Origin of the sequence: Streptomyces sp. NPDC101234 (assembly GCF_044767525.1) — a bacterium.
In the GTDB taxonomy this organism is placed as follows: Bacteria; Actinomycetota; Actinomycetes; order Streptomycetales; family Streptomycetaceae; genus Streptomyces; species Streptomyces sasae.
In genome coordinates, this window is record NZ_JBIWOA010000063.1 from 23,081 (window position 1) to 39,769 (window position 16,689).

Consider the following 16,689-nt stretch of genomic DNA (forward strand, 5'->3'; position numbering starts at 1 on the left):
AGTTCCCCCGCGCCCCTTTGGGGCGCGCTGCAGCTTAGGCTCGTAGTCATGGGTGCCCGCTCCAAGGCACACACGGCTCTCGCCGTGCTCCGTGAGGATCTGGTCGGCGATGTGTTCGCTCCGGGAGACCCGGGGTACGACGAAGTCCGCGCCGTCTTCAACGGCATGGTCGACCGGCGGCCGGCCGTGATCGCCCAGTGCGCGGGGGACGCCGACGTGGTGCGTGCCGTGCGGTTCGGGCGGGAGCTGGATCTGAAGATCGCGGTGCGCGGGGGCGGGCACAGTGTGGCGGGCTGGGCGTCAGCCGACGGCGCGCTCGTGGTGGACCTGCGCCGGATGCACGAGGTGACTGTCGACCCCGCGGCGGAAGCCGTACGTGTACAGGGTGGGGTCACCATCGGACAGCTGGACCGGGCGACCCGGCCCTACGGTCTCGCCACCACCGGTAGCCGGGCGTCCGACACCGGGGTAGGCGGCTTCGTGCTCGGCGGTGGCTCCGGCTGGCTGGACCGTGTCTTCGGGCCCGCCGTCGACAACCTGATCGGCGTCGAGCTGGTCACCGCCGACGGCGAGCGCGTGCACGCCGACGCGGACCAGAACCCTGAGCTGTTCTGGGCCCTGCACGGCGGGGGCGGGAACTTCGGTGTCGCCACCGCGCTCACCCTGGAGCTGCACGAACTGCCGGTGTTCCACGTCGCGCTGCTGCTGTACCCGCCGTCGTTCGGCCCTGACGTCGTCCGCGCCTTCCGCGAGGTGATCGGCACCGGGCCGGACGAGGTCGGCGGCGCGGTCCTGTTCGGGACGGGCCCGCCTGCGGATTCCGTACCCGAGCACCTGGTGGGCAGGCTGCTGTGCACCGCGCTGGTCACGTATGCGGGCGGCGAGGAGGGCCTGCGCGAGCTCGCCGGGCCGCTGCTCGCGCTGCCGCACGAGGCGGAGGCCGTCGGCCCGATGCCGTACACCGAGGTGCAGTGCCTGCTCGACAGTCCTTCCGGACTGCGCGATCACTGGTCCGCCGAGTGCCTGGCCTCGCTGCCCGACGCGGCGGTGGACGTCTGCTGCGAACGCGCGGACCGTATGCCGGTGCCGACCGGTACCCGGCTGCTGCTGTTCCCGCAGGGCGGGGCGGTCGCCTCGGGACCGGCAGAGTACCCGGTGGCGTACCGCGGCGCGCCCTGGGTGGTGCACCCCTTCGGCAGCTGGGCGGACCCGGGCGACGACGAGCGGGTGATCGCCTGGGTGCGGGGGGTCCGCGCCGGCGTCCGGCCCTGGTCCACCGGCGCGGTCTGTCCCAACCTCGTCGGCGACGAGGGTTCCGAGCGGGTGCGGGCCGGTCTGGGCGTGGAGAACGCGCTGCGGCTCGGCAAGGTGAAGCGGCGGTGGGACCCGGACAACGTGTTCCGCTTCAACCACAACATCGAACCGTTGTGACGGAAGGTGCCGTGACCGCGTTCGCCCAGGTAGCGTCCGCTCCATGGACAGCGGTACGGGCAGCGGATTCGAGTCTCAGGGCGCCGGGATCACCGTGCAGCGGGCGCTGGAGCTGCCCGGGCTGCGCAGTGGGCTCCCGGAGATCCTGGCGGGCGCCGACCGGCTGGGCCGGACCGTGCGCTGGGTGCACACGGGCGAGGTGCCGAACATCGCCTCGCTGCTGAAGGGCGGCGAGCTGCTGCTCACCACCGGCTACGGCCTGGGCACCCGGCCCACCGACCAGCGGGCGTTCGTGCGCACGCTCGCCGAGCGGGGCATCGCCGCCCTGGTGGTGGAGCTGGGCGCGCGTTTCTCCAGGCTGCCCGCCACCCTCGTCGACACCGCCCGGGCGACCGGGCTGCCGCTCGTCGTGCTGCACCGCGAGGTGCCCTTCGTGACGGTGACGGAGGAGATCCACACCGAGATCGTCAACCACCACTACACGCTCCTCCAGCGTGCCGAGGAGGTGCACCGCCGCTGCACCGGGGCCCTGCTGGGCGGCGGCGGGATTCCCCAGGTGCTCGCCATCCTGGCCGACTTCAGCGGCAACCCGGTGTTCCTGGAGACGCCCGACGGCCAGCTGCTGTACGCCGCCGGGTCAGGGCCCGAGGGCGCGGACCCGCTCCAGGTGTGGGAGGGGATGCGCGGCCAGCACAAGGACGCGCCGCCGCCGGCCGGGACGGTCCTGGTGGACGTGCCGGGCGGCGGGCCGGGGACGGGATCGGTGCGCGGCCGGCTGGTCCTGCTGCCGGTCAGGGCGCCCCTCGCGCCCGTCCACCGCATCGCCGCCGAGCGGGCCGCGGGCATCCTGGCCGTCGTCCTGATGCAGGCCCGCCAGGAGGAGGAGCTGGCGGCCCGCGGGCGCGGCGACTTCCTGACCGACCTCGCCGAGGGCCGTATCACCGCGGAGGACGCCCCGGCCCAGGCCCGCGTCCTCGGCTTCAAGCCCGGCAACAGCCCGCTGCTGCCGGTGGTCATGCGGGTCGGCGACTCCCTCTCCCCCGGCGGGGGCTGGGCGGTGCTGGCCCGTGCGGTCGGCGAGGAGCTGGCGGCCGTGGGCGTCCCCGTCCTGCTCGGCGTACGACCGGTCGAGGGCCGTGTGCCCCTGCTGCTGGGCCTGCGTTCGGAGACGGAGCGGACGGCGGTCGCGGACCGGGTCGCGGCGGCGCTGCGGGCGGGGGTGGAGCGCGCCGGGATGCAGCGCCCCGGGGCCGCTCTCCCGGTCGTGGTGGTCGGGGCGGCCGGCGGCTGGGCGGCGGCGTCCGCGGGGCTGCGGCACGCGGCCGAGACGGCGACGGCCGCCCAGGGCCTCTCCGAACGCCCCTGGTACGACGCCCGGAGCCTCGACATCGACCTCCTCCTGTGGCGGCTGCGCGACCACCCCGACCTCGCGGCCTTCGTGGACCGCGCGATCGGCCCCCTCCGCGACCACGACAACCGCTCCAGGCCGCCGCTGCTGCCCACCCTGGAGACCTATCTGGCGCACGCGGGCCGCAAGGCGGAGACGGCCCGCGAGCTCCACCTCAACCGCCAGACCCTCTACAACCGCCTCGCCCGCATCGGGGAGTTGCTGGGCACGGACCTCGACGACCCGCAGGTGGTACTGGCGTTGAGCCTGGCGCTGCGGGCCCGCAGGCACGCCTCCTAGGCAAGCGGCCGGGGCTGCGTCAACTCGTCGTACACGCTGAGCACTTGCGCCACGGTCTCGTCCTCCGTCGGCCAGCTCGCCGCCTGCCGGGTGCCCTTGGCGCGCAGTTCCTCGCAGCGCTCGGGGTCGCCGAGCAGGCGTACGACGGTGCTCGCAAGGGCCGGCGCGTCGCCGTACGGGACGAGTTCGGCCGCGTCGCCGACGAGGTCGGGGACCCCGCCGACGGCCGTCGCGACGAGGGGCACGCCTGCCTGCAGGGCCTCCTGTGCGAGGACCGAGCGGGACTCCCAACTGCTGGGCAGCAGCGCCAGATCGGCGGCGGCGAGCAGCTCGGCGACGTCGTCGCGGCGCCCGATGAGCCGGGCGGGCAGATCCTCGTCCTCGATCCGTCGCTGCAACTCCGCGCGCTGCGGCCCCTCCCCCGCGATGACCAGGAGCGGCACCGGATCGAGCCGGCACCAGGCGTGCGCCGCGTCCAGCAGGACGTCGTAGCCGCGATGCCGTTCGAGGGAGCCGACGGCGATGAGCAACGGCCGTCCGGTCGCGCCGAGTTCGGCCCGCACCTTGGGGCGCAGCAGCTCCGCCTCGTCCTGCTCCACGGGCCGCCGCAGGCCGGGCAGCGCGATCGCGGCGAGACGGGCGTCCCGGGCGCCGGTACGGCGGGCCCGGTCCACCAGGTCGGAGGTCGTCCCGAGCACCACGGCGGCCGCCCGTACCACCCGCCGCTCCAGCATCCTCAGCAGATGCGCCCGGGCGCCTTCGGCGTGCGCGCGGTTGTGCCAGGTGACGATGAGGGGGGTACTGCGGCCGCTCAGGGCCAGCACCGCCCGGAAGGAGGCGTGCAGGCCGTGGGCGTGCACCAGGTCGGCATCGGTGCAGGCCGCGCGCAGCGCGGCGACCGACCCGGGGTCGCTGCTGCGGGGCACGTGCACATGGTCGGCGCCGGCGCCGGAGAAGTCGTAGGCCCGGTCGGCCTCGGCGGGGGCGCACACCGTGACCCGCACGCCCCGCGCGACAAGGCCGGCGGTCAGCGAACGCACGTGCGCGCTGCTTCCGGCGTTGCCGCCGCCGAGCACCTGAACGGTGCGCAGGGGCGACTGACCGAGCGGTGCGTTGCTGCTCACGAGGCTCACGCGGCCGGGCTCCTGGTTCGGCTTCGGGGCGGTCACGAGGGTACGTACAGAAGGTATCGGGCCGAGGGGGCCGGTGCGGAGCTCCGGGTGGGGCATACCGGGGCGGGGCGGGGCATGCGCCGGAGTGTGTCACCCGGGAGAGTGATGAAAATGTTGAGATGAGTGCGGAGGGGGCGACCGTGGGGGAGGTTTCGGAGCGTGGGCGGCTGCGGGTGGTTCGTGGTTGCTCGCGCAGTTCCTCCCCCAGCCTTCGGCCGGGGGTACCCCCAGCGCCCCTTACGGGGCGCCCGGCCCCCGCCTCACTTGTCAGCTCGTGCCGTTGCCAAGAGCTCTTCCGCGTGTGCCCGTGCCGTTTCCGAGTCCTCCTGGCCCGCCAGCATGCGGGACAGCTCCTTGACCCGCTCCTCGCCCTCCAGGACCTTCACGCCCGATCGTGTCACCGTGCCGTCGTTGGTCTTCTCGACCAGCAGCTGCCGGTCCGCGAAGGCGGCGACCTGTGGGAGGTGGGTGACCACGACCACCTGCGCCGACTTGGCGAGCTTCGCCAGCCGGCGCCCGATCTCCACCGCCGCCTTGCCGCCGACGCCCGCGTCGACCTCGTCGAAGAGGTACGTCGGGACCGGGTCCGTGCCCGCGAAGACGACCTCCACCGCGAGCATCACGCGGGACAGCTCACCCCCGGACGCGCCCTTGGCGATCGGGCGGGGCGGGGCGCCGGGGTGCGGGGCGAGCAGCAGCTCGACCTCGTCGGCACCGGACGGCCCGTACGCCACGGTCCGCCCGTCGACCTCCACGCCCTCCGGGTCCTCGGTCTGCCTGATGGCGAAGGACACGCGCGCGTGCGGCATCGCGAGGGAGCCCAGTTCGGCGGTGACGGCGGCCGCGAACCGGTCGGCGGCCTCGGTGCGCGCGTCGGTCAACGCCTGTGCGAGCCCGCCCAGTTCGGCACGGAGGGCGTCCCGCTCGGCGGTGAGTTCCTCGATCCGCTCGTCGTCGCCGTCGAGCTGGGTCAGCCGGGCGGCGCCCTGTTCGGCCCACGCCAGCACGGAGTCGATACCGTCGCCGTGCCGGCCGTACTTGCGGGTGAGCGCGGTGAGTGCGGCACGCCGCTCCTCCACGGCCGCGAGCCGCAGCGGATCGGCGTCCAGGTCGTCGGCGTAGCCCGCCAGCTCCCCCGCCGCATCGCCCAGCAGGATCCCGATCTCACCGATCCGGTCGGCGAGTGCGGCCAGCGCCGGGTCGTGCGACCGTACGGCTTCCAGGGCCCGGTGAGCGCCCGCGACGAGGGTGGCCGCGTCGATGCCCTCGGGGTCCTCGGGGTTGCCCGCGAGGGCGGAGTGCGCGGCGGTGGCGGCCGACGCCAGCGCCTCGGCGTGCCCGAGCCGCTCGGCCTCCTCGGCGAGCTCGACGTCCTCGCCCTCCCTCGGCTCCACACCGGCGATCTCGTCGAGCCCGTAGCGCAGCATGTCGGCTTCCTGGGCCCGTTCACGCGCGCGGGTGACGATCTCCTCCAGCTCGGTCGCGACGGCCCGCAGCCGCCGGTAGGCCTCGCCGTACTTGGCCAGCGGTACGGCGACCCCGTCGCCCGCGTACCGGTCGAGGGCCTGCCGTTGCCGGTTCAGCTTCAGCAGACCCTGCTGGTCGGTCTGCCCGTGCACGGCCACCAGGTCGTCGGCGAGCTCGGCGAGCAGCCCCACGGGCACGCTCCGCCCGCCCAGGTGCGCCCGGGAGCGCCCCTCGGCGGAAACGGTACGGCTGATCAGCAGGGCCCCGTCGTCCAGCTCGGCACCGGCCTCCTCGGCCCGTACGACCGCGGAGGTGCCCGGGGGCACGGTCACCCGTCCCTCGACGACCGCCTTCTCGGAGCCGATCCGCACGAGCGCGGGATCGGCCCGCCCACCGAGCAGCAGCCCCAGGCTGGTGACCACCATGGTCTTGCCCGCACCGGTCTCACCGGTGACGGCGGTGAACCCCGGCGACAGCTCGACGACGGCATCGTCGATGACTCCGAGGGACCGTATCCGCATTTCTTCCAGCACGGGGAAGACCTTACGAGGTAGGGCAGGAGAAGCGCGAGGCACCCTGTCACCCACGCGAGTGGAGAACCGCCCCGAAGGGACACGGGCCGCGCCTCGATGCTCCGGCGAGTGTCCCTACCAGGGGCGCTGGGGGTCCCCCCGGCCGAAGGCTGGGGGAGGAACTACGCGACCAGCCCCCACGCAACCGCACCCGCCGACGCACCGAAACCGGCCCCCACGAACCGCTAGTGCGGCGCCCCCCGCCATCCAGAGACCGGCAGCGCGAACTTCGCGACCAGCCGGTCCGTGAACGACGCGTGATGCAGCCGAGCCAGCCGCACGGGCACAGCTCCCCGCCGCACCTCGACCCGCGCCCCCGGCGGCAGCTCGACGGTCCGGCGCCCGTCGCACCACAGCACCCCCGGCTGGATGTGCGGCAGCACCTCCACCGCCAGCACCGAGTCCGGCGATGTCACCAGCGGCTTCGCGAACAGCGCATGCGCGGAGATCGGCACCATCAGCAGCGCCTCCACCTCCGGCCACACCACCGGCCCGCCGGCGGAGAAGGCATAGGCGGTGGACCCGGTCGGCGTCGACAGCACGATGCCGTCGCAGCCGAAGCCCGTCACCGGCCGCCCGTCGATCTCCAGCACGACCTCCAGGAGCTTCTCGGCGCCCGCCTTCTGGACGGCCGCCTCGTTCAGCGCCCAGTCCGTGTGCACGATGTCCCCGTTGCGGTGCACGACGACGTCGACGGTCATCCGTTCCTCGACCTCGTACGCCCGGCTCACCACCCGGTCGACGACCTTGTCCAGGTCGTCCCGCTCGGCCTCCGCGAGGAAGCCGACACTGCCGAGGTTGACGCCGAGCATCGGCACCCCGGAGGCGCGGGCGAACTCGGCGCCGCGCAGCAGCGTCCCGTCACCGCCGAGGACGATCAGCAGCTCGCAGCCGTCGAGGCTGTGCGGCGAGGCCTCCTCGACGAGTTCGACCTCGTCGGGCAGCGGCAGGTCCGCGGCCTCGAAATCAAGGACCCGTACGCCGACCCCGGCCGCCAGCAACCCCTTGACCACGAGTTCGGCGCTGCGGATGGCCGCGGGCCGCCCGGTGTGGGCCAGCAGGAAAACAGTACGAGCTCGGTTCTGAGTCAACGCGGCCCCTCCGCCACTGCACGGTCAACGTCGGCCGGATCCAACTCGGGTGCGCCGGCCCGCAGCCACAGAAAGTACTCGACGTTGCCGGACGGCCCGGGCAGCGGACTGGCGGTGACACCCTTCACCCCTAGCCCCAGCCCCCACGCCCTCTCGGCAACCCCCCGTACGGCCTCCGCCCGCAGTTGCGGACTCCGTACGACACCACCACTGCCCAGTCGTTCCTTGCCCACCTCGAACTGCGGCTTGACCATCATCACCAGGTCGGCGTCCGGCTTCACACACCGCGCCAGGGCCGGCAGCACCAGCCCGAGCGGGATGAAGGACAGATCACCCACGACAAGATCCACAGGCTCCCCATCGATCGCTTCAAGCGTCAACTCGCGTACGTTCGTACGGTCCTTGACGGTGACGCGTTCATCGCTCTGCAGAGACCACGCGAGTTGGCCGTATCCGACGTCGACGGCGACGACGTGCGCGGCCCCCGCCCGCAGCAGCACATCGGTGAACCCGCCGGTCGACGCCCCGGCGTCCAGCGCCCGCCGTCCGGCCACCTCCAGCCCCTGCGGTACGAACGCCTGCAGCGCGCCCGCAAGCTTGTGCCCACCCCTGGACACGTACTCGGGATCGCCGTCGTCGCTCTGCACGACGATCGCCGCGGCGGTCTCCACCTGCGTGGCCGGCTTGGTCGCGACGGTCTTGCCGACGGTGACCCGCCCGGCGGCGATCAGCTGGCTCGCGTGCTCGCGCGAGCGCGCCAGCTTCCGGCGGACCAGTTCCGCGTCCAGACGGCGACGTGCGACTCCTGCCACGGTGGGTTCAGCTCCTGCTCTGGTGGTACGACGGTGAAGGCACCGGGGGCCCCGGGGGTCCCGCAGGTCCCGGGCGGGCGTCGAGCGCGGTGAGCGCGTCGCGCAGCCCCCGGTGTACATCCTCGTACACCTCCAGATGCCCGTCCGTGGCGAGGTGGTCGGCGTCGCCCAGCCGGTCGAGCTGGGCGTCGACCTCGGCGTTGCCGGTGGGGATGCGGGGGATGTCGATCGGGGCGGGGGCGGCGGGGTCGTACCCGGGTTCGACCGGTACCGCGACCGGGTCCGTTTCCGCCGCCTCCGCCACCTGGCCCTCGGGCACAGAGTCGGTCATGCCCCGACGCTACCCCGAACCGCTGGGGTACCGTCGATCGCGATGGCCACGATCGAGGAGTGCCGCGCCGCACTCGACAAGCTCTCGCACAGCATGGGCGGCGCCGAGGGCGATGTCCGCGCGGCCGCCGCCATGGACCGCTCGGTGAGCTGCCACATCACCGACCTGGACGTCACCTTCGCCGGCCGGCTGACCGGGGGCCGCATCGAGGTGGAGGAGACCTTCACCGGGCCGCCTCGGGAGAAGGCACAGATCAGACTCGCCATGGCCGGTGACGACCTGGTGGCCCTGGTCGACGGCGAGCTGAACTTCGCCGGGGCCTGGGGCTCGGGCCGGGTGCGGCTGGAGGCGAACCTGCTGGACCTGTTCCGGCTCAGGAAGTTGTTGTGACCCTGGCCTTCCGGGCCGCCGGCACCACCAGCGGCGTCCCCGTCTCCGGGTCGTCGATGATCTGACAGCGCAGCCCGAACACCTCCTCGACCAGTTCGGCGGTGACGATGTCGTTCGGGGCGCCCTCGGCGACGACCCGGCCGCTCTTGAGCGCGATCAGGTGGGTGGCGTACCGGGCCGCGTGGTTGAGGTCGTGGAGCACGGCGACCAGCGTGCGCCCCTGCTCCTCGTGGAGCTCGGCGCACAGGTCGAGGACGTCGATCTGGTGCTGGATGTCCAGGTAGGTGGTCGGCTCGTCCAGGAGCAGCAGCGGGGTCTGCTGGGCGAGGGCCATGGCGATCCAGACGCGCTGCCGCTGACCGCCGGACAGCTCGTCCACGTACCGGTCGGCGAGTTCGGCGACCCCCGTCTGCGCCATCGACTCCCGCACGACCCGTTCGTCCTCGGCGGACCACTGGCGCAGGATGCCCTGGTGCGGGTAGCGGCCGCGGCCGACCAGGTCGCCGACGGTGATGCCGTCGGGCGCGATGGACGACTGCGGCAGCAGACCGAGGGTGCGGGCGACCTTCTTCGCGGGCATCGACTGGATGACCTGCCCGTCGAGCAGCACCCGGCCCTGGCTGGGCCGGAGCATCCGGGACAGTGCGCGCAGGAGCGTCGACTTGCCGCAGGCGTTGGGGCCGACGATCACCGTGAAGGAGTTGTCCGGGATCTCCACCGACAGCTGCTCGGCGATGACCCGCTGGTCGTAGGCGAGGGTGACGTTCTCGGCGGACAGGCGGTTCACAGTGCTCCTCTTGCTGTCTGACTCGCTGACTGGCTGGGGGATCACGCTCATATCCGGCCCGCCTTGCGTTCGGTGACCAGGAGCCAGAGCAGGTAGACCCCGCCCAGGACGCCGGTGACCACACCGACCGGCAGCTGGTCGGCGCCGAAGGCGCGCTGCGAGGCCCAGTCGGCGGTGACCAGCAGGGCGGCGCCCATGCAGAGGGAGGGCAGCAGGTTGGGGCCGGGCGAACGGGTGAGGCGGCGGGCGAGCTGGGGGGCGGTGAGCGCCACGAAACTGACCGGACCGGCGGCGGCGGTGGCGGCCGCGGTGAGCAGGACGGCCGACACCATCAGCAGCATCCGCACCCGCTCCACCCGCACCCCGAGCGCGTACGACACGTCGTCGCCCATCTCCATCATGCGCAGGCCGCGCGCGTTGGCGAGGACCAGCGGGACGAGGACGGCGCACAGCGCGAGGAGCGGCCAGACCTGGCTCCAGTCACGGCCGTTGAGCGAGCCGGTCATCCAGACGATCGCGCGGGTCGCGTCGACCAGGTCGGCCTTGGTGAGCAGATAGCCGTTGACCGCGGTGACGATCGCGGAGACGCCGATACCGACCAGGACCAGGCGGTAACCGTGCACACCCTGCTTCCAGGCAAGAAGGTAGATGGCGAGCCCGGTCAGCAGCCCGCCCGCGAGCGCGCCGATCGTGACCTGGGTGGCGCTCCCGGACATCAGGACGATGACGACGAGCGCACCGGAGGTCGCCCCCTGGGACAGACCGAGCACATCCGGACTGCCCAGCGGGTTGCGGGAGACGGCCTGGAAGAGGGCGCCGCCGAGGCCGAGCGAGGCGCCGACCAGCAGGCCGACCAGAACGCGCGGCAGCCGCAGTTCGTTGACGATGAAGTCCTGCCCGGCCGTGCCGTTGCCGGCCAGCGTCTTCAGCACGTCTGCGAAGGAGATCGGAAAGTCGCCGGTGCCGATCAGCACGACGCTCGCGGCGGACGCGGCCAGCAGCAGCGCGACCACGACGACGAGCGCGCGTACGTCGGTCCGCAGGGAGAGCCCGCCGGGGGTGCGCAGGGTACGCGTGTTCCTCACAGCTGGGCCGTCCTCCGCCGTCGTACGAGAAGAATGAAGACCGGGCCGCCGATGATCGCGGTGACGATGCCGACCTGGAGCTCCGAGGGACGGGCGACGACCCGGCCGATGACATCGGCGCCGAGCAGCAGCACGGGTGACAGGACCGTCGCGTACGGCAGGATCCAGCGCAGGTCGGGGCCGGTGACGGAGCGCACCGCGTGCGGGACCATCAGGCCGACGAAGGCGATCGGGCCGCAGGCGGCGGTGGCCGCGCCGCACAGCACGATGGCGGCGAGCATGGCAAGGCCCCGGGTGCGGGTGAGGTTCGCGCCGAGGGCGCGGGCGGTGTCGTCGCCCATCGCCACGGCGTTCAGCGGCCGGGCGAGGCCCAGGGCGAGCAGGGTGCCGACCGCGAGGAAGGGCAGCACCTGGAGGATCGTGGAGTCGGAGGCCGAGGCCAGCGAACCGACCGTCCAGAAACGCATCTTGCCGAGCGCCGCGTCGTCCGTGATCATCACGGCCTGGAGGTAGCCGTAGAGCGCGGCGCTGATCGCCGTACCGGCGAGCGCGAGCCGTACCGGCGTGGCGCCCCGGCTGCCGCCCAGGAACCACACCAGCGCACCCACCGCGGCCGCCCCGAAGAAGGCGAACCACACATAGCCGTTCAGCGTGGTGACGCCGAAGAAGGTGATGGCGGTGACCACGGCGGCCGACGCGCCCGCGTTGATGCCGAGCAGCCCGGGGTCGGCGAGGGGGTTGCGGGTGAGCGCCTGGAGCACCGCCCCGGACAGGCCGAGGGCGGCCCCGGCGAGCAGTCCGAGGACGGTCCGCGACAGCCGCTCGCCGACGACCACGTCGCCGTAGGTCCCCGTGTCGTGGAACAGACCGTGCCAGACCTGGTCCAGCGGCAGCTCTTTCGCCCCGATCGCGATGCTCGCCAGAGCGACGAGCACCAGGATCACGACGGAGCCGAGGAGCCCAAGGGCCCGTATCGCCCGGCGGGTTGGGGGCGCGGGGGCGGTCTCCGCGCGCGGTTCGGGAGGACTGTCGACCAACACGAGGTTAGGTTAGCCTACCCTCGCATGCGCGCTCGATGCCTGGTCCCTGTGAACCGCTGCGATGCAGCGCCCCGAGACCTTGTTCAGAGTCCGAGCCGCGCCAGCGCCTTGCCTCCGTCCAGCCCGCAGGAGCCCTCGCCGGCCGCCGTCCAGGCCGCCGCGCACAGCGCCCGCAGCCCGTCGAGCGCCTCGCCGTCACCCTCCAGCTCCAGCCGGTCGGCCCCCGCGGTCGCCGTCCAGCCGCCGCACCGGAACCCGTCACCGTCCGCCGTGACCTCGGGCTGCCCGGTCAGCAACCCGCGCAGATCGGCGTCGACATAGGTCGGCCGGTGCTGCGGCGGCGCGGCGAGCAGCTGTCGTCCGTCGGTGACACCGGTCAGCACGAGCAGCGAGTCGACCCCGCCGTTGAACGCGCCCTCGATGTCGGTGTCCAGCCGGTCCCCGACCACCAACGGCCGCTTCGCGCCCGTCCGCAGGATCGTCTCCCGGTGCATCGGCGGCAGCGGCTTCCCGGCCACCTGCGGCTCGGCCCCCGTCGCGATCCGGACCACCTCGACCGCAGCGCCGTTGCCCGGCGCGATCCCCCGCCCGCTGGGAATCGTCAGATCGGTGTTGGACGCGAACCACGGCACCCCGCGCGCGACCGCGTACGACGCCTCGGCGAACCTCCCCCACGTCAGATCGGGACCGCCGAACCCCTGCACCACCGCCGCCGGATCGTCGTCCGCCGACTCCACCGGTTCGAGCCCGCGCTCCCGCAGTGCGACCCGCAGCCCCTCCCCGCCGATCACCAGCACCCGCGCCCCCGCCGGCACCTGCTCGCTGATCAACCGCGCCACCGCCTGCGCCGAGGTGATGACATCACCGGCGTCCGTCGGGATCCCCAGCTCGGTGAGATGCCCGGCCACCGCGTCCGGTGTCCGCAGCGCGTTGTTGGTGACGTACGCCAGATGCATGCCGCCCGACCGGGCCACCTCCAGCGACTCCACGGCATACGCAATGGCGCTTCCGCCCGCGTACACCACCCCGTCCAGATCGAGCAGCGCCGTGTCATACGCCGTGCTCAGGGCCTGTCCGCTGCCCTCGGGACCAGTCCTGGCGCCCTGGCTCATTCCCCATCGCTCCTTGTCACTCTTCGTCGACCCGCCTTTCCCCACCGATCATCCCGCACGCCACTGACACACGTACGATGCCGGGATGAACACTGCAGGTCACTCGGAAGCAACGGAGCGCCGAGGCCTGGAACTCACCCCGTTCCGAGGCCTTCGCTACGACCCCGACCGGGTCGGCAGTCTGGCCGCCGTCACCTCCCCGCCGTACGACGTCGTGGTACGCCCCGACGGCGTGCACCACCTCCAGTCCGCCGACCCGCACAACATCGTCCGCCTCATCCTTCCGCAGGCCGGCACCCCCAGCGCCGGCACCGAGCAGGCGGCCGACACCCTGCACCGCTGGCAGGCCGAGGGCATCCTCACCGTGGATCCCGAACCGGGTCTGTACGTGTACGAGCAGCACGACGGCAACGGCATGCTCCAACGGGGCGTCATCGGCGCCCTGCGGGTCTCGGAGCCGTCCGAGGGCGTGGTGCTGCCGCACGAGGAGGTCATGCCCCCGGTCGTCGCCGACCGCGCGGCCCTGATGCGCGCCACCTCGGCGAACCTCGAACCCCTCCTGCTGACCTACCGCGGCAACGGCACGACCGCCGAGATCGTCGAGAAGGTCGCCGACCGCCCCCCGCTCCTCGCCACGACCACCGAGGACGGCTTCCACCACCGCCTCTGGTCGATCACCGACCCCGCCGAGGTGGCCCGCGTCCAGTCCGACCTGGCCCACCACCAGGCCCTGATCGCCGACGGCCACCACCGCTGGGCCACATACCTTCGTCTACGCGCGGAGCACGCCTCCCCCAGCCCCTGGGACTACGGCCTGGTCCTCCTCGTCGACACCGCCCGCTACCCGCTGCGCGTCCGCGCCATCCACCGCCTGCTGCACGGTCTGCCGGTCGCGGACGCGCTGGCGGCCGTCGAGGGCCACTTCCGGGTACGCCGGCTCGACGTCCCGCTGCCGAAGGCCCAGGAGGCGCTCGCGGACGCGGCCTGTGCCGGCAACGCGTTCCTGCTGGCCGGTGACGGCACGTTCCACCTGCTGGACCGCCCCGACCCGGACCTCCTGGCCCGCACGGTCCCCGCCGACCGCCCGGCCGCCTGGCGCACCCTGGACGCCACCGTCCTGCACACCACGCTCCTCGAACATGTCTGGCACATCCCCGAGGACTCGCACGCGCACATCGCGTACATCCACGACACCGCCGCGACGGTCGCCAAAGCCGAACGCGACGGCGGTACGGCGGTCCTGCTGCACCCGGTCCGCGAGGAGGTCGTGCGCGACCTGGCCCGCCAGGGCGTGACGATGCCCCGCAAGTCGACGTCCTTCGGCCCGAAGCCGGCGTCGGGACTGGTACTGCGGGCGCTCGACGTGTGAGTGCTTCGGGCCTTCAGAGCCTCCGAAGGCTCCTAAGGCTCTGGAAGCGAAAGAGGGCAGGCCCCGACGGGAGCCTGCCCTCTGTGTCACACGCCGAGGTCAGTCCTTCTCGGTGTCCGTGTCAGCGTCCGTGTCCGGGTCGGTGTCCTTCTCGGTGTCCGTGTCGGTGTCGGCCTCGGCCTCTTCCGTCGTCTCCCTGGGCTCGTCGTCCTCGTCCAGGGCGTCGACGAACTCGACCCCGTCCAGCTCGGCCAGCCGGTCGGAGGCGTCCGTGCTGCTGTCCCGGTCGGCCTCGACGGCCTTGGCGAACCACTCCCGCGCCTCGTCGGTACGGCCGACGGCCAGCAGGGCGTCGGCGTAGGCGTACCGCAGTCGCGCGGTCCACGGCTGTACGGAGCTGGAGGCCAGCTCGGGGCTCTGCAGCGTCACGATCGCCGCGTCCAGCTGCCCCATGTCACGCCGGGCGCCGGCCGCGACGAGCCGCATCTCGACCTGGCCTGCCTTGTCGAGCTTGTGCACCTCGGGGGCGCCGGCCATGTCCAGCGCCTTCTCCGGCCTGCCGAGCCCGCGCTCGCAGTCGGCCATCACCGGCCACAGGTCCACGGTGCCGGTCATCCGCCGCGCGGCCCGGAACTCGGCGAGCGCCTCGGAGTACTTCTGGTTCGCGTACGCGGCGAACCCGGCCGCCTCGCGCACGGCGGCGACACGGGACGCCAGCCGCAGGGCCACCTTGGAGTAGCCGTAGGCACCCTCGGGGTCCTCGTCGATGAGCCGCGCGACCATCACCAGGTTCTTGGCGACGTCCTCCGCGAGCCCCTTGGGCAGGCTCTGCAGCTCCTGCCGTACGTCCTTGTCGATCTCGTCGCCGGTGACGTCCTCCGGGATCGGCAGCCGCTTGATCGGCTCGCGATCGCGGTCCCGCTCCCGCTCGTCACGGAAGCGGCCGCCGCCGCGGCGGTCGTCACGGCGGGCATAACCGCCACCGCCGCCACGGTTGTCGTCACGCCGGCCGTAACCGCCACCGCGGCTGTCGTCACGGCGGGGGGCGCGGCCACGATCGTCACGGCCGCGGTCGTCACGGCCACGGAAGCCGCCGCGGGTGTCGCGGTCACCGCCCCGGCTGTCGTCACGGCGGTCGTCGCGGCGGTCGTCGCGGCGGTCGTCGCGGCGGTCGTCGCGGCGGTCGTCGCGGCGGAAGGGGGGACGGTCGCCACCACGGCTGTCGTCACGCCGGTCGTCACGGCGGGCATAGCCACCACCGCCACCACGGTTGTCATCGCGACGGTCGTCCCTGCGGCCGTAGCCGCCTCGGTCGTCACGGTCGTCGCGCCGGAAGGCGGGAGCCGGACGGTCACCACGGTCACCACGGTCGTCACGACGGAAAGCGGGAGCCGGACGGTCACCACGGTCGTCACGGCGGAAGGGAGGACGGTCGCCACCACGGCTGTCGTCACGCCGGTCGTCACGGCGGAACCCGCGGTCCCGGTCACCACGATCGCGGTCATCGCGGCGAGCGTAGCCGCCGCCACGGTTGTCATCACGCCTGCCGTAACCGCCACCGCTGCGGTTGTCGTCCCGACGGCCGTAACCGCCACCGCGGTTGTCGCCGCCCCGGTTGTCATCACGGCGGTCGTCGCGGCGGAAGGGGGGACGGTCGCCACCACGGCTGTCGTCACGCCGGTCGTCACGGCGGGCATAGCCACCACCGCCACCGCGATTGTCGTCACGCCGGTTGTCATCACGGCGGTCATCACGGCGGAAACCGCCCCGGTCGCCGCGGTCGTCGCGCTGGAACGACGGACGGGAGCCTCTGTTGTCGTCCCGACGGCCGTAGCCACCACCGCGGTTGTCGCCGCCCCGGCTGTCGTCACGGCGGTCGTCGCGGCGGAAGGGGGGACGGTCGCCACCACGGCTGTCGTCACGCCGGTCGTCACGGCGGGCATAGCCACCACCGCCACCACGGTTGTCGTCACGTCGGCCGTAACCGCCGCCGCCACCGCTGCGGTTGTCGTCCCGACGGTCGTCCCGACGGCCGTAACCGCCGCGATCTCCACGGTCGTTGCGGTCCCCGCGGTATCCGCCACGATCACCGCGGTCACCACTGTCCCGTCGCCGCTGGTCGCGCTCCGGTCGGTCGTCGGGCGAGTTGGTGGACATGGTGACTCCTGTCTTCGGTACCGCAAGCATTGTAAAAACAAAAGGACCCCCGGTCCCAGCTGAACGCTGGTGACCAGGGGTCCTCCAAAGATTGTTCGGCGGCGTCCTACTCTCCCACAGGGTCCCCCCTGCAGTACCATCGGCGCTGTGAGGCTTAGCTTCCGGGTTCGGAATGTAACCGGGCGT

At 73.0% G+C, this 16,689-nt stretch carries 14 protein-coding genes and 1 rRNA gene; 4 read left to right on the top strand and 11 right to left on the bottom strand.

The features are described from left to right. Positions 1-48 precede the first annotated feature (48 nt). The gene (locus ACIRR9_RS52790) at positions 49-1,431 is read left to right on the top strand and encodes an FAD-binding oxidoreductase (protein ID WP_403768238.1); all 1,383 of its coding nucleotides are present in this window, start codon (positions 49-51) and stop codon (positions 1,429-1,431) included. 43 nt (positions 1,432-1,474) lie between these two features. Beyond that, positions 1,475-3,118, top strand: a complete 1,644-nt coding sequence (locus ACIRR9_RS52795; RefSeq protein WP_403768241.1) for a PucR family transcriptional regulator — start codon at positions 1,475-1,477, stop codon at positions 3,116-3,118. Here the strand turns inward: ACIRR9_RS52795 and ACIRR9_RS52800 are convergent. The 5 genes from ACIRR9_RS52800 to ACIRR9_RS52820 form a co-directional block, all read right to left on the bottom strand. Continuing rightward, positions 3,115-4,251 carry a glycosyltransferase family 4 protein gene (locus tag ACIRR9_RS52800; RefSeq protein ID WP_403768244.1) on the bottom strand — a complete coding sequence of 379 codons (1,137 nt, stop codon included), beginning with the start codon at positions 4,249-4,251 and terminating at the stop codon, positions 3,115-3,117. The two genes, ACIRR9_RS52795 and ACIRR9_RS52800, sit on opposite strands and share 4 nt — an antisense overlap. 299 nt (positions 4,252-4,550) lie before the next feature. Further along, complete coding sequence (gene recN / locus ACIRR9_RS52805; RefSeq protein ID WP_403768268.1) at positions 4,551-6,278, bottom strand: DNA repair protein RecN; 1,728 nt, start codon at positions 6,276-6,278, stop codon at positions 4,551-4,553. Positions 6,279-6,514: 236 nt separating this feature from the next. Next, on the bottom strand, positions 6,515-7,420 hold the full coding sequence (locus ACIRR9_RS52810) for an NAD kinase (RefSeq protein ID WP_189269084.1): 906 nt from the start codon (positions 7,418-7,420) through the stop codon (positions 6,515-6,517). Beyond that, a complete protein-coding gene (locus tag ACIRR9_RS52815) occupies positions 7,417-8,232 on the bottom strand; it encodes a TlyA family RNA methyltransferase (protein WP_403768247.1) in 816 nt (271 codons plus the stop codon). The genes ACIRR9_RS52810 and ACIRR9_RS52815 overlap by 4 nt, the downstream gene beginning before the upstream one ends. Before the next feature lie 7 nt (positions 8,233-8,239). Then, entirely contained in the window at positions 8,240-8,563 is a 324-nt protein-coding gene (locus tag ACIRR9_RS52820; RefSeq protein ID WP_384561712.1) for a hypothetical protein, read from the bottom strand. Between the two features lie 42 nt (positions 8,564-8,605). Here ACIRR9_RS52820 and ACIRR9_RS52825 point away from each other — a divergent pair, with 42 nt between their 5' ends. Then, positions 8,606-8,953 carry a sterol-binding protein gene (locus ACIRR9_RS52825; RefSeq protein WP_403768251.1) on the top strand — a complete coding sequence of 116 codons (348 nt, stop codon included), beginning with the start codon at positions 8,606-8,608 and terminating at the stop codon, positions 8,951-8,953. Here the strand turns inward: ACIRR9_RS52825 and ACIRR9_RS52830 are convergent. From ACIRR9_RS52830 to ACIRR9_RS52845, 4 genes are all read right to left on the bottom strand, one after another. Further along, positions 8,937-9,791 carry an ABC transporter ATP-binding protein gene (locus ACIRR9_RS52830; protein ID WP_403768254.1) on the bottom strand — a complete coding sequence of 285 codons (855 nt, stop codon included), beginning with the start codon at positions 9,789-9,791 and terminating at the stop codon, positions 8,937-8,939. The two genes, ACIRR9_RS52825 and ACIRR9_RS52830, sit on opposite strands and share 17 nt — an antisense overlap. Continuing rightward, positions 9,788-10,825 (bottom strand): FecCD family ABC transporter permease, encoded by a 1,038-nt coding sequence (locus ACIRR9_RS52835; RefSeq protein ID WP_403257144.1) that lies wholly within the window; start codon positions 10,823-10,825, stop codon positions 9,788-9,790. Before ACIRR9_RS52835 ends, ACIRR9_RS52830 begins: the two co-directional genes overlap by 4 nt. Further along, positions 10,822-11,865: a FecCD family ABC transporter permease gene (locus tag ACIRR9_RS52840; RefSeq protein ID WP_403768258.1), complete on the bottom strand. Its 1,044-nt coding sequence runs from the start codon at positions 11,863-11,865 to the stop codon at positions 10,822-10,824. The genes ACIRR9_RS52835 and ACIRR9_RS52840 overlap by 4 nt, the downstream gene beginning before the upstream one ends. 83 nt (positions 11,866-11,948) lie before the next feature. Continuing rightward, positions 11,949-12,977, bottom strand: coding sequence for an HAD hydrolase-like protein (locus tag ACIRR9_RS52845; RefSeq protein ID WP_403768261.1), 1,029 nt, complete (start codon positions 12,975-12,977; stop codon positions 11,949-11,951). A gap of 85 nt (positions 12,978-13,062) precedes the next feature. On the opposite strand from ACIRR9_RS52845, the gene ACIRR9_RS52850 reads away from it, so the two are divergent. Next, the gene (locus ACIRR9_RS52850; protein ID WP_403768264.1) at positions 13,063-14,346 is read left to right on the top strand and encodes a DUF1015 domain-containing protein; all 1,284 of its coding nucleotides are present in this window, start codon (positions 13,063-13,065) and stop codon (positions 14,344-14,346) included. Positions 14,347-14,445: 99 nt separating this feature from the next. On the opposite strand, the gene ACIRR9_RS52855 is transcribed toward ACIRR9_RS52850, so the two are convergent. Next, complete coding sequence (locus tag ACIRR9_RS52855) at positions 14,446-15,237, bottom strand: tetratricopeptide repeat protein (protein WP_403768270.1); 792 nt, start codon at positions 15,235-15,237, stop codon at positions 14,446-14,448. 1,359 nt (positions 15,238-16,596) lie between these two features. Then, a 5S ribosomal RNA gene (gene rrf, locus ACIRR9_RS52860) occupies positions 16,597-16,689 on the bottom strand; the annotation flags it as partial.

Bases quoted from the DNA above. Each gene is read 5' to 3' on its own strand.
- ACIRR9_RS52790 (WP_403768238.1), top strand. From the start codon at position 49: ATGGGTGCCCGCTCCAAGGCACACACGGCTCTCGCCGTGCTCCGTGAG.
- ACIRR9_RS52795 (WP_403768241.1), top strand. From the start codon at position 1,475: ATGGACAGCGGTACGGGCAGCGGATTCGAGTCTCAGGGCGCCGGGATC.
- recN (WP_403768268.1), bottom strand. From the start codon at position 6,278: ATGCGGATACGGTCCCTCGGAGTCATCGACGATGCCGTCGTCGAGCTG.
- ACIRR9_RS52820 (WP_384561712.1), bottom strand. From the start codon at position 8,563: ATGACCGACTCTGTGCCCGAGGGCCAGGTGGCGGAGGCGGCGGAAACG.
- ACIRR9_RS52825 (WP_403768251.1), top strand. From the start codon at position 8,606: ATGGCCACGATCGAGGAGTGCCGCGCCGCACTCGACAAGCTCTCGCAC.
- ACIRR9_RS52830 (WP_403768254.1), bottom strand. From the start codon at position 9,791: ATGAGCGTGATCCCCCAGCCAGTCAGCGAGTCAGACAGCAAGAGGAGC.
- ACIRR9_RS52845 (WP_403768261.1), bottom strand. From the start codon at position 12,977: ATGAGCCAGGGCGCCAGGACTGGTCCCGAGGGCAGCGGACAGGCCCTG.
- ACIRR9_RS52850 (WP_403768264.1), top strand. From the start codon at position 13,063: ATGAACACTGCAGGTCACTCGGAAGCAACGGAGCGCCGAGGCCTGGAA.